Raw genomic sequence first — 12685 nt, forward strand, 5'->3', positions numbered from 1 at the left:
GGAGAGCGCGCCATGAACGACCTCACTCCTCCGCTGCCGAGCGACCGTCACTCCCCGACGAATCGCGAGCCCATCCGCAATCTCTCGCGCCGGGGCTTTCTGGGGGCCGCCGGCGGCGCCCTCGTCCTCGGCGTCAACCTGCCCGTCGATCCCGCCGCCGCCCAGGAGAAGACCGAGGGTGCGGCCGCCATCGCGCCGAAGCCCGGCACGCGTGTGGCGGCTTTCCTGGAGATGAAACCTGACGGCACGGTGCGCCTGCTCAGTCCCTTCGTGGAGGGCGGCCAGGGCATCAATACCGGCCTCGCTCAGACCATCGGCGAGGAATTCGACCTCAATCCGGCGCGCTTTACCGTGGAATGCGCGCCGCCCGGACCGGATTACGCGGTCGTCAACGGCCTGCGCATGACCGGAGGCAGCTTCTCGACGCGCTCCAGCTACGCCGCCATGCGGCGGCTCGGCGCGACGGCCCGCGAGATGATGCTGCGCGCCGGCGCGGCGAAGCTCGGTGTCCGGCAGGACAGCCTGTCGACCGATGACGGCCGTGTGATTCACGCCGATTCCGGGCGCTCGCTCGGCTACGGCGAACTCGCGGCCGCAGCGCTCGCCCTGCAGCCACGGGACGACGTGCCGCTCAAGGATCCCAAGCGCTTCCGATGGATCGGCAAGCCCGTTCCCCGGCTCGACATGCACGACAAGTCGACGGGGCGGGCGACCTACGCGATCGACATCCGCGTCGACGGGATGCTCCACGCAGCCGTCCAGCACGCGCCGCATCTCGGCACCGAGCCGCAGGCGGTTGCGAATGAGGCGGATGTCCGTGCGATGCCGGGCGTCCATTCCGTGCACCGCCTGCCCGGTGCCGTCGCGGTCGTCGCGGATTCGTGGTGGCGTGCTCGGAAAGGCGCCGAGGCGCTTCAGGTGACCTGGACGAACCCCGCCGCGGATGGGATCGCCACGGTCTCGAAGACCTTCTCGTCGGCCGCGATGCTGCGCGCCCTGAAATCCACGACCGAGCCCGGAATCTCCGCCGAACAGGAGGGCGACGTGGCCGGCGCCTTCGCCGGAGCGGCGACGATCATCGAGGCGGAATACGATGCGCCCTACCTCGCCCATGCCCAGCTCGAGCCGCCTTCGGCCGTCGCCCGGTTCGAGGCGGATGGCAGCCTCGATCTCTGGTTGCCGAACCAGATGCCCGAGCTGTTCCAGCAGATTGCCGCAGGCACGGCGGGGATTCAGCCGACGCAGGTGCGCATCCATTCGCCGATGCTCGGCGGGTTCTTCGGGCGCCATTTCTACTATGGCCCGGCAAACCCCTTCCCTCAGGCGATCCTGCTGGCCAGGGCGACCGGACGCCCTGTCCGGGTGCTGTGGTCGCGCGAGGAGGAGTTCGGCATGGATGCGGTGCGCCCCTTGAGCTTCGCCCGGTTTCGGGCGGCGCTCGGGAGCGATGGGATGCCGGTCGCTCTGCAGACCACCGCCGTGGGCGAAGGCCCGATCGGGCGCTGGTTCGGCGCCCTGTTCAAGTCGCCGGTCGATTCGTCCGTCGTCGAAGGTCTCGACAAGAAGCCCTACGCGATCCCGAACCGGCGCCTCGACTACGTGAAGGTGCCGCATCCGGTCACGATCGCCTTCTGGCGTTCGGTCGGGCATTCGATGAACGACTTTTTCTACGAGAGCTTCCTCGATGAGATCGCCATGGCGGGGGGCAAGGACCCGTTCGCCCTGCGCATGGCGCTGCTGAAGGATAGCCCGCGCCATCGCAATCTGCTTCAGGCCGTCGCCGATCTGGCCGGAGGCTGGAAGGGTGGGGTGTTCCAGGCGGAAGATGGCAGCCGCCGCGCCCGTGGCGTTTCGATGGCCTCGCCCTTCGGCTCGGAGACCGCGACCATCGCCGAGGTCTCGCTGAAGGATGGAGAGGCCAAGGTGCACGATCTCTGGATCGCGATCGATCCGGGCAGCGTGGTCAACCCGGCCATCGTCAAGCGACAGGTCGAGGGCGCGGCTGCGCTCGGCCTCTCCTCGACGCTGTTGGAGCAGGTCGTCTACGAGGACGGGCAGCGTCAGGCGAAGAACTTCGACGCCTATCCGATCCTCGACCGCGAGCGGATGCCGCGGGTCCACGTGAGCATCGTCGAGAGCGGCGCGCCGATGGGCGGTATCGGTGAACCGGGACTCCCCGGCGTGCCTCCGGCCGTCGTCAACGCTGTCGCCATACTGACGGGTCAGCGGGTCCGCAGCCTGCCCCTCGCAAAGACCCGGCTGACCGGCGCCTGACCTTGATCGGGTTGCCCCGATGCCGGTGCCGGTGACAATGAGGAAGCGCGGCGGTGGCGCAGCACCGTCGAGGCGCTTCCACGGAGAAACTCCGGCGATGACGACCCATGCTGTCGAAGATGACCCGCAATCCACCTCCCCCGCGCAAAAACCGCTGTTCGATTACCTGCCGGTGAGCCTGTTCGGCGCCGTGATGGGGCTGATGGGACTCAGCGTCGGATGGCGGCTCGCGAGTGCGCGCTACGGCCTGCCCATGCTCATCGGCGACGTGATCGGATGGAGCGCCCTGGCCGTCTTCGTCGTTCTGGCGCTGGCCTACGCCGCCAAGTCGGTGACCGCGTGGCAGAGTGTGCTGATCGAGTTCCGGCATCCGATCGCCGGGAATCTCTTCGGTACGGTGCTCATCAGCCTGCTCCTGTTGCCATTCGTGCTTCAGCCTCTGATCCCATCGCTCGCGGCGTCCATCTGGATTCTCGGTACGGGAGGAATGGTCGTGTTCGCACTCCTCATCGTCAGCCGCTGGATGGGGAGCCGGCACCAGCTCGCTCATGCGACGCCGGCCTGGATCGTCCCGGTGGTCGGCCTCCTGGACGTGCCGCTGGCCGCGCCGGCCCTGTCGCTGCCGCATACGCAGACGGTGGTGATGTTCTCGTTGAGCGTCGGGCTGTTCTTCGCGATTCCGCTCTTCACCCTGGTTTTCGCCCGTCTCCTCTTCGAGGAGCCGCTCGCCCCGGCACAGCGGCCGACATTGATGATCCTGGTGGCCCCTTTCGCTGTCGGTTTCTCGAGCTATGTCGCGACGTTCGGCCGGATCGACGCATTCGCGGAGGCTCTGTTCCTCATCGCCCTGTTCGTCTTCGCCGTCCTCGCGGGACGCCTGCGCGACCTGCCGCTGTGCTGTCCGTTTCGGGTCTCGTGGTGGGCCGTGAGCTTTCCGAGTGCCGCCATGGCGGTCGCGGCCCTGCGCTATGCCGGGCATGTCCAGGCCATCGCGGCCGATGCGTTGGCGCTGCTTTTGCTGGCTCTCGCCACGGTGATCATCGCCGGTCTCGCGCTGCGCACGCTCGTTGGCATCGCACGGGGCGAGCTTCGGTCGCTCGCGAGCTGACCCTCGCATGCGGCAGGCTCGCCGGCTCATGCCGGGACGACCATGCGATGGCTAAAGCCACGCTCGGTGTCGACCCGGTGGGCCGCCGGTTGCAAGATCGGGCGTCGTGTCCGACGAGGACGGTCGGGTGAGGCAGCACCGGACGATGCCGTGATGTGGGCGAGACCGTGATGAGGGGGAGACATGGAAACCATCGGCCGTGATCTGCGCGAGATGCAGCGCGTCCCCCTCGCGGCCTCGCATGTCGCGGCGCTTCAGGCGGTTGGAGCCGAGCGGCACTATCCGGCTGGTACCTTCCTCGCCCGCGCCGGCGAGCCGGCCGATCGCTTCGTCTACGTCGAGCAAGGCGAGATCGAAGTGGTGAACCCGTTCACGAACGAGCGCCACCTTCCGTCCACGCTCGGGCCGACGCAGTTCATGGGGGAAATCTCGTTCCTGAATGGCGGCAACTGGTCGATGCCCATGCGGGCGGTCACGGATACCGTCGTCATCGAAGTGCCGCGTCTGGAGATGCTGCGGCTGATGTCCGAGATTCCCGAGATGTCGGACATCGTCATCACGGTGCTGGCGGCACGGCGGCGGCGGCAGCTCGATTCGAATGACGGCACATTGGTGCTCATCGGCGAGGATGACGACCGGGCCGTGCGGCGGATCGCGGAATTCGCGAGCCGCAACCGCTTTCCCTACAGGTCCTATACGCTCGGGAGCACGGAAGCGGTGGCCGTCGCCGACAGCTGCTCGATCCAGTCCGACCGGCCTGCCGTGATCTTCGGCCGGGAGATCGTCGTGGCGGATCCGACGCCCGACAAGGTCGCGCAGCTGCTCGGCCTCAACTACAACCTCATCGACGACGAGGCCTTCGACGTGCTCATCGTCGGCGGTGGCCCGGCCGGCGTGGCGGCCGGTGTCTATGCGGGGGCGGAGGGGCTCCACGCGCTGGTGGTCGAGGATATCGCGATCGGCGGCCAGGCCGGCACGTCGAGCCGGATCGAGAATTACATGGGATTCCCGACCGGAATCTCCGGTGCCGACCTGGTCTGGCGCGGCGAGGTCCAGGCGATGAAATTCGGGACGCGGTTCGCGATGCCGCGCCGGGTGGTGAAGCTGGAGCGGCTCAATGAGGGCGCGTTCTGTGCGACGTTCGACAACGACCAGCGCGTCCGCGGTCAGGCCGTCGTCGTCGCCACCGGCGTTCAGTACCGACGATTGCCGATCGATCGTCTCGAAGCGTTCGAGGGCGCGGGCGTCTATTATGCGGCGACGGAAATCGAGGCCCGCTATTGCAGGAATACCGAGACGATCATCATCGGTGGCGGCAATTCCGCGGGCCAGGCGGCGATGTTTCTCAGTCGCAGCGCAGGCCATGTTCGTCTTCTGGTGCGCGGGCCGTCACTCGCGACCTCGATGTCGAGCTACCTGTCGAGCCGTCTGGAGGCAGATCCGGCGATCACGGTCGAATATGGCGCCGAGGTCACCGCACTTCATGGTGACGATCACCTCGACGCCGTGACGATCCGCAACACCGTCGATGGAACGGCCCGCACGATATCGACCTGTGCCCTGTTCATCATGGTCGGGGCCGCCCCCAATACGTCCTGGCTCTCGGGCCTCGTCGAACTCGATGGCCATGGCTTCGTGTTGACCGGGGATGCGATCGGCGCAGGCTCGCCCTACGCCACGTCCCATCCGGGAATCTTCGCCGTCGGCGATGTGCGCGCCGGGTCGGTCAAGCGTGTCGCATCGTCGGTGGGCGAGGGGTCCGTCGTCATCTCGAAGGTCTGGGACTACGTCCGGCACTGACGACGGCGCGAGCGACGTCACGCATTGACGCGGTTCGCATCGCTCGGCCCCCGAACCACACCGTGGGCCGTCTCGGGCAGCCCGTTCGATCCGTCCCGTGGCGGCGCACAGGACGGTCTCGATGCTGGGACCTCTGTTACCGACCCCGACCCGGGGGTGGGGTCGGTGACGTCGGGGATCAGGTACCGAACTTGTAGTTCAGGCCAACGCGGACGACGTTGCCCTCGGACCGGAAGCGAGACGTCGCCTCCGCGATGGGCTGGCCGGAGCCGAGGGAGCTCGTCAGCGAGACGTTCCGCTTGCCGAGATCGTAGTGGAGGTATTCCACCTTCAGCGTGATCGCCGACGCCTGGAAGACGTTGAGGGCACTCTCCGTCGGCAGCGCGAATTCCACACCGCCTCCATAAGCAAAGCCTGTCTCCAGGCGGTTGGCCCGTCCCGAGAAGAGATCGAGGGTCGGGACACCCGTGACCTGGAAGGTGGTCGCGCTCTCGTAGTTCACGTTGCCGTAGGCGAAACCGCCGGTGCCGTAGACCAAGACCCGGTCGAAGGCATAGCCGATACGACCGCGGACGGTGCCGAGGACGTCGAGGCTCTGACGGGTCGTGTTGGCGAGGAGAGAACCGCCGGCCGCACCGAAGAGGGGGCCGCTGATGCGCTTGGTCCGGTCGAGGTCGGTATAGGCGATGTCGGTCTCGACACCGAGGACGAAGCCGGAGCCGGGGGTGAGCTGGAAATTGTATCCGGCCTGACCACCGGCCACGAAACCCTGCTGCCTCGAAGACACCGATCCAATGCCGAGACGCTGGATGAAGAAATCGGCCCCGCCTCCGGTCCCGGATGTCGCTGCCGTACGGATGGTCTGGTCGTCGGTGAAGGCGTATCCGGCCTGCAGACCCGCATAGAAGCCGGTCCAGCTGAAGTTCGGAACGAGCGCGACGAACGGCGGCGGGGATGCGCGCCGAGGAAGATCCGCCGCAGCAACGGTTCCGGTCATCAGCCCAACCATCGAGCCAAGACCAAGCAAGATTTTCAACATCGTCCCCTCGTCGCCTCCGCTGACGCCGACGACGTGAATCCATGCCGGGATTCCGGGATAGTGCCTCGGAGACACAATTCGAGGACGAAGGGACGAAATTCTTAACGATGAAGCGTCGCCATAAATTCCCTGAGGAAGAGTGGCGGAAAAGTCACTCGCGGGTCGCTGGCGGTCGTGTTCCTAAGCCGCCTAAACTTGCTCCTCGACGAAGGCCCGCATCAGCAGATGGGCGATCGCCATCGGTGGCGGCACGGTCAATCCCTCCGCCTGCGTGCCGGCGATCATCGCCGACACGTCCTCGCGGGAGAACCAGCGTGCGTCGGCGAGCTCGGCGGGGTCGATCGTGATGGTGTCGTCGAGCGATTCCGCCACGCAGCCGATCATCAGCGAGGACGGGAACGGCCAGGGTTGCGAGGCGTGGTAGGTCACCGCGCCGATGCGCAGTCCGGCCTCTTCGAGGGTCTCGCGGCGAACCGCGTCCTCGATCGTCTCGCCGGGCTCCAGGAAGCCGGCGAGGCAGGAATACATCCCCTCCTTGAAGCGCGGCGAGCGCCCGAGGAGGCAGCGATCGCCACGGGCGATCAGCATGATGACGACGGGGTCGACGCGCGGAAAGTGATGCGTCCCGCATGTCGGGCATTCGCGGCGGAAGCCGCCTGCGGCGAATCCGGTCGCCGTCCCGCAATTGGCGCAGAAGCCGTGGCGGGCGTGCCAGGCCAGGATCGATCTCGCCGTGGCGAGGAGGCCGAGTTCGTGCGGGGCCACCGCGTTCTCGGCGGCGAGGCTGCGCAGGTCGGTGGTGCGGAAGCCGGGATCGGCGTCGAAGGCGTCGGCGGCCTCCGGGGCGATGGCGCAGGCGAAGACCGGAGCCCCGTCGAGGCGGCCGAGGAAGAGCGTGAGATCGCCGTGGCAGGCCGCTGCCGCCTGACCGGATGTCAGGAGCGCGGTGTCGCCCGCGAGGACGATGCGGTCGCCTGCCATGAGCACGATCCGCGAGTCCGGTGCGTCCGGCATCGGCACGGCGTCGATGCTCTCGGCCGAATGGCGAAGGAGCCGGCTTTCGGCATAGCCGAGGCCGTCGAGGCGCTCGCTCATCAGGCGGCCGCGAACAGGGCGCCGAGGCGCTCGATCATCTGGGCACGGGCATGGAGCGGGTAGGGCTGGCGCGTACCGACGCCCCAGACCGGCGAGGGCCATGCCGGATCGGACAGGAAGCGTCCGATCACGTGGACGTGGAGCTGCGGCACGACGTTGCCCAAAGCCGCGACATTGACCTTGTCGGGCTTGGCGAGGGCCAGCATCACGCCGGTGGCGATCCTGATCTCGTCCATCAGGTCTCGCGAATCGTCCGCCGACAGGTCTGTGAGTTCGCTCGCGCCCGCGCGCCTCGGCACCAGGATCAGCCAGGGAAACCGGGCATCGTCCATCAGGAGAACGCTGCACAGGGCGAGGTCGCCCACCGGCACGGTGTCGGCGACGAGGCGCGGGTCGAGGGTGAAATCGTCTGTCATCGCCGCTCGAGCTGGGATGCGTCGGGAATGAGGCGTTCTCGCCGGTTCGGGGCCATGAGTCACCCTCGGGGTGGATCAATTCCTCGTCGTCCCGACGAACGCTCCGCGTCGAGGAAGCGGAACAGCGGCGCCGCATTGGCATGCGCCACGTTGAAGCGAAGCCAGGGTGTGGGCTCGTGATGGGCGCGGAACAGATGGCCGGGGGCGAGCATGATGCCCTTGGCCGCGGCACGCTGGGCGAGCCCGGCCGTGTCGAGATCGCCGCCGAATCCGGCCCAGAGGAACAGCCCGTTGGCGGGGCGGTGGAAGATCGACAGGCCCACCGAAAGCAGGGCGTCGGCGACGGTCTTCTGCTCGGCGGCGAGTTTTTCGCGGAGCCGCGCGATGTGCAGCCGGTACTGGCCTTCGGTGAGGATCGAGTGGACGATGCTCTCGGAAATCTCCGAGCTCGTCAGGCTCGCCGCCATCTTCATGTGGAGGAGGCGCTGCGCGTTCTCGGGACTGCAGGCGAGATAGCCGACCCGTAGCGACGGCGAGATCGTCTTCGAGAAGCTGCTGATATGGATGACGCGCCGAAGCTGGTCGAGACTGGCGATGCTCGGCGCCGTCTCCTCGACGAAGCTCGCATAGATGTCGTCCTCGACGATCTGGAAGTCGTGGGTCTCGGCGATGCGGAGGATCTGGTGGGCGGTGGCCGGCGAGCAGGATGTGCCGGTCGGGTTGTGGAAGCTGGTATTGGTGAAGAACAGCTTCGGCTTGTGCCGCTCCGCGAGCGCCTGGAGTGCTGCGATCGATGGCCCCTGGAGGGTGCGCTCGACGCCGATGATCGTCACACCCATGGCATGGAGTGAGGGGTAGAGGTTGCAATAGCCGGGATCGTCCACGAAGGCGACGTCGCCCGGCTGCAGGAAGGTCCGCATGGTCAGGTCGAGGGCCTGGCTGGCCCCGTGCGTGAGCAGGATCTGGTCCGGGTCGCAATCGATGTTGCGCTGCGCCAGGAGCAGTTGGATCGCGCGGCGCAAGGGTGCGTAGCCGAGCGGGTGCCCGTAGCGCGAGACCAGCCGGTCGGGCCGGCGCGCCAGGGCCGACAGAGCCTGCTTGATGCCGTCGGCGAAGAGGTGGCTGTCGGGAAGCCAGCCGCAGCCGGCCTTGATGGCGAACGTATCCTCCTCGTAGACCCGCTGGAGCAGCCAGCCGGAATCGACCGAGATCTGCACGGGTTTCCGCCGGGGGGCGGCGGTTTTACGCTCCAGAAGCCGGGCCGAGACGAAGTAGCCGCTCGCGCGCCGGGCTTCGAGCAGGCCGTCCGCCACCAGCCGGTTATAGGCGTTCGAGACGGTCAGCGTGCTCACGCCGCACTGGACCGCGAGTTTGCGCACCGAGGGCAGGCGGGCGCCCGGCGCCACGCTCCCGCTGCGGATGCGCTCGGAGAAGGCCTCGACCAACTGGGCGACGAGGGGAGCGGTGCTGGCGGGATCGAGACTGATCATAGACAGACCGCGATTGCATCCGGTGAGAGGACCATGTCCGTCCGAGGGTGAGCGAGGACATGACGCCGTCGAGACGACGTTGCCGTCCCGACTGTCGATGCCGGTGAACAGATACAGCTGCACGCGCCAACACGCCAACTGTCGATAGTCGGCGAAACCCTGCCGGGCGATAAGCAATCGCAGCGAAGGGCGATATCCCGCATCGCGGATCGACGGAGCGTCACATGGATCAGGCCATCATCGATCGGGCGGGTGACCGGCAGCTCAATGTCGAGCCGTACTGGATGCCGTTCACGCCGAACCGTCACGTGAAAGCCGATCCGACGCCGCGCATCATCACCTCGGCCAAGGGCGCCTATTACCGGACGGCCGAGGGTCGCGAGCTGTTCGACAGCCTGTCCGGCCTGTGGTGCTGCCCGCTCGGCCATGCCCAGCCGCGGATCGTCGAAGCCCTGCGCCGGCAGGCCGAGACCCTGGATTACTGTCCCGCTTTCCAGATGAGCAATCCGGTGACGCTGCGGCTCGCCGAGCGCATCGCCGACATGGCGCCGGACGGCCTGGACCGGGTGTTCTTCACCAATTCCGGCTCCGAGGCCGTGGATACCGCCCTCAAGATCGCGCTGGGCTACCACCGCCTGCGCGGCGAGGCCGGCCGCTTCCGCATGATTGGCCGCGAGAAGGGCTATCACGGCGTCGGCTTCGGCGGCATGTCGGTGGGCGGTATGGTCGCCAACCGCAAGATGTTCGCCACCGCCATGATCCAGGGCGTCGACCATCTGCGCCATACCCACGATTACGCCGAGATGGCCTTCTCGAAGGGGCAGCCCGCCTGGGGCGCGCATCTCGCCGACGATCTCGAACGGATGGTGGCCCTGCACGATGCGGGCACCATCGCCTGCGTCATCGTCGAGCCGCTGCAGGGATCGGCCGGCGTCATCGTGCCTCCCCTCGGCTACCTGCAGCGCCTGCGCGAGATCTGCGACCGCCACGGCATCCTGCTGATCTTCGACGAGGTGATCACGGGCTTCGGCCGGCTCGGTGCGGCCTTCGGAGCCGAGCGCCTCGGCGTGATCCCCGACATGATCACCTTCGCCAAGGGCATCACCAACGGCATCGTGCCGATGGGCGGCGTCATCGTGCGCAAGGAGATCTACGACACGTTCATGACCGGCCCGGCCTCGGCGGTGGAGCTGTTCCACGGCTACACCTATTCGGGCCATCCCCTGGCGGCGGCGGTGGCGCATGCCTCCCTCGACCTGATGGAGGAGGGCGACCTGTTCGGCCGGGTGCGCGAGCTCGAGCCGATCCTGGAAGCGGCCGTCCATTCGCTGCGCGACGAGCCGGGTATCAAGGACATCCGGAATTTCGGCCTCACGGCGGCGGTCGATCTCGAACCGACGCCGGGGCAGCCCGGAGCGCGCGCCTTGCGAATCTTCGAGCGCGGCTTGCGCGAGGGCATCCTCCTGCGCTTCACCGGCGATACCATCGCGATGGGACCACCCTTCATCTCGACCCCCGCCGAGATCACCGGCATGATCGAGATGCTGCGCGGCCTCATCCGCGCCGAAGCCTGATCGTCCCGTCGACCGTGCTCGCGAAGGCGAGCATGGTTCGATGTCCGAGCGGGAAAAGCGGCCCGATGCGGACGGCCCCCGAGCCGCGCCCGATCCCCTCCCTCGACACAAGGAACATTCAGACCATGCCCCTCATGCGCTTCGATATTCTGGAAGGCCGCACGGATGCCGAACTGAAGACGCTGCTCGATGCCGCGCACGAGGCGATGCTGGAGGCGTTCAACGTTCCGCCGGGCGACCGCTACCAGATCGTCACCGAGCACAAGCCCTCGCGGATGATCGTCGAGGATACCGGGCTCGACATCCCGCGCACCAAGGACGTGGTGGTGGTCCAGATGATCACCCGGCCGCGCGGCAAGGAGAAGAAGCAGCTGTTCTACCGGCTGCTGACCGAGAAGCTCGAAGCCGCCTGCGGTATCGCTCCGGCCGATGTCATGGTCTCGACCGTGGAGAATACCGACGAGGATTGGTCCTTCGGTCACGGCCGGGCGCAGTTCCTCACCGGTGAGCTTTAGGGCTCCCGCCCGCACCGCTCCCAGCCTGCTTTACTGGCGGAACGCCGACCATGCATGTCCTCATCCTCGGCGGCGGTGTCGTCGGCGTCACCGCGGCCTATTATCTGGCCAAGGCCGGCCACCGCGTCACCGTGGTGGAACGGCAGGCCGGAGTCGGGCTCGAGACCAGCTTCGCCAATGCGGGTCAGGTCTCGCCGGGATATTCGGCGCCCTGGGCGGCCCCCGGCATTCCGTTGAAGGCGATGAAGTGGCTGATGATGCGCCACCGGCCTCTCGTCGTCTGGCCGAGCTTCGAGCCGCGCTTCTATGGCTGGCTCGCCCGCATGCTGGCGAATTGCACGGAGGAGGCCTACCAGCGCAACAAGGGCCGGATGGTGCGCCTCGCCGAATACAGCCGCGATGTGCTGCGCGACCTGCGCGCCGAGACCGGCATCGCCTACGATCACCGCGAGCAGGGCACGCTTCAGCTGTTCCGGACCGCCAAGCAACTCGACCATGTCGGCGACGACACCCGCGTCCTCGATACTTACGGCGTGCCCTATGCGGTGCTCGACCCGGCCGGCTGCATCGCCGCCGAACCGGCCTTGGCGCGGGTGGCCGGAACCTTCGTCGGCGGCCTTCGGCTACCGGGAGACGAGACCGGCGACGCCCACCTCTTCACCCAGCGTCTCGCCGCACTCTGCGAAGGCCTCGGCGTGGTCTTCCGCTACGGCACGGCCATCACCGGGCTGCGCGGCGAGGGCGACCGGATCGTCGGCGTGGCGACGGCCGCGGGCGAAATCCTGACCGCCGATGCCTATGTCGCCTCCATGGGCAGCTACACGCCGGCGCTGCTGCGTCCCTTCGGCATCGACCTGCCGATCTATCCGGTGAAGGGCTATTCCCTCACCCTGCCGGTCACCGATGCCGAGGCGGCTCCGGTCTCCACGGTGATGGACGAGACCTACAAGGTCGCGATCACGCGGCTCGGCGACCGCATCCGGGTCGGCGGCACCGCCGAACTCGCCGGCTTCAGCGCGATCCTGCGCGGACCGCGTCGCGAGACCCTGGTGCGCTCGGTGAGCGACCTGTTCCCGGCGGGCGGCGACGTCGCCCAGGCCAAGTTCTGGACCGGCCTGCGGCCGATGACGCCGGACGGGACGCCGATCGTCGGCGCCACGCGCCTCTCCAACCTCTACACCAATACCGGCCACGGCACCCTGGGCTGGACCATGGCCTGCGGCTCCGGGCGGGTACTGGCCGATCTCATCTCCGACCGCACGCCCGATATCGCCACCCCGGACCTCGCGGTCAGCCGCTACGCCGGAGGCGTTTGAGGCGGGTCCCCTTCGATCGCCGAGGAGTACAGGGCGATCGAGGCCGAATGCCCTCTCG

The 12685-nt window shown here is 67.7% G+C and carries 10 protein-coding genes; 6 read left to right on the top strand and 4 right to left on the bottom strand.

The features are described 5' to 3' along the window. The first annotated feature begins 12 nt into the window (after positions 1–12). The 3 genes from A3OK_RS0119320 to A3OK_RS0119330 all read left to right on the top strand — a co-directional run bounded on the left by A3OK_RS0119320 (position 13) and on the right by A3OK_RS0119330 (position 5182). The gene (locus A3OK_RS0119320) at positions 13–2274 is read left to right on the top strand and encodes a xanthine dehydrogenase family protein molybdopterin-binding subunit (protein WP_019906544.1); all 2262 of its coding nucleotides are present in this window, start codon (positions 13–15) and stop codon (positions 2272–2274) included. 97 nt (positions 2275–2371) lie between these two features. Beyond that, positions 2372–3382: an SLAC1 anion channel family protein gene (locus A3OK_RS0119325; RefSeq protein ID WP_019906545.1), complete on the top strand. Its 1011-nt coding sequence runs from the start codon at positions 2372–2374 to the stop codon at positions 3380–3382. A 183-nt stretch (positions 3383–3565) separates the two neighbouring features. Beyond that, positions 3566–5182, top strand: a complete 1617-nt coding sequence (locus tag A3OK_RS0119330) for an FAD-dependent oxidoreductase (protein WP_019906546.1) — start codon at positions 3566–3568, stop codon at positions 5180–5182. A gap of 178 nt (positions 5183–5360) precedes the next feature. Here A3OK_RS0119330 and A3OK_RS0119335 read toward each other — a convergent pair whose 3' ends face one another. The 4 genes from A3OK_RS0119335 to A3OK_RS0119350 form a co-directional block, all read right to left on the bottom strand. Further along, positions 5361–6179: an outer membrane protein gene (locus tag A3OK_RS0119335; protein WP_019906547.1), complete on the bottom strand. Its 819-nt coding sequence runs from the start codon at positions 6177–6179 to the stop codon at positions 5361–5363. A 231-nt stretch (positions 6180–6410) separates the two neighbouring features. Beyond that, entirely contained in the window at positions 6411–7316 is a 906-nt protein-coding gene (nudC, locus tag A3OK_RS0119340; protein ID WP_019906548.1) for an NAD(+) diphosphatase, read from the bottom strand. Further along, on the bottom strand, positions 7316–7732 hold the full coding sequence (locus tag A3OK_RS0119345) for an HIT domain-containing protein (RefSeq protein WP_019906549.1): 417 nt from the start codon (positions 7730–7732) through the stop codon (positions 7316–7318). Before A3OK_RS0119345 ends, nudC begins: the two co-directional genes overlap by 1 nt. A gap of 59 nt (positions 7733–7791) precedes the next feature. Further along, on the bottom strand, positions 7792–9222 hold the full coding sequence (locus tag A3OK_RS0119350; protein ID WP_019906550.1) for a PLP-dependent aminotransferase family protein: 1431 nt from the start codon (positions 9220–9222) through the stop codon (positions 7792–7794). 224 nt (positions 9223–9446) lie between these two features. Between A3OK_RS0119350 and A3OK_RS0119355 the strand changes: the two genes are divergently transcribed. The 3 genes from A3OK_RS0119355 (at position 9447) to A3OK_RS0119370 (ending at position 12627) form a co-directional block, all read left to right on the top strand. Beyond that, complete coding sequence (locus A3OK_RS0119355; protein WP_019906551.1) at positions 9447–10796, top strand: aspartate aminotransferase family protein; 1350 nt, start codon at positions 9447–9449, stop codon at positions 10794–10796. 125 nt (positions 10797–10921) lie between these two features. Further along, a complete protein-coding gene (locus A3OK_RS0119365; protein ID WP_019906553.1) occupies positions 10922–11311 on the top strand; it encodes a tautomerase family protein in 390 nt (129 codons plus the stop codon). Between the two features lie 50 nt (positions 11312–11361). After that, positions 11362–12627, top strand: coding sequence for a D-amino acid dehydrogenase (locus A3OK_RS0119370; protein WP_019906554.1), 1266 nt, complete (start codon positions 11362–11364; stop codon positions 12625–12627). Positions 12628–12685 lie beyond the last annotated feature (58 nt).

The sequence above is a fragment of the Methylobacterium sp. 77 genome (assembly GCF_000372825.1).
GTDB lineage: Bacteria > Pseudomonadota > Alphaproteobacteria > Rhizobiales > Beijerinckiaceae > Methylobacterium.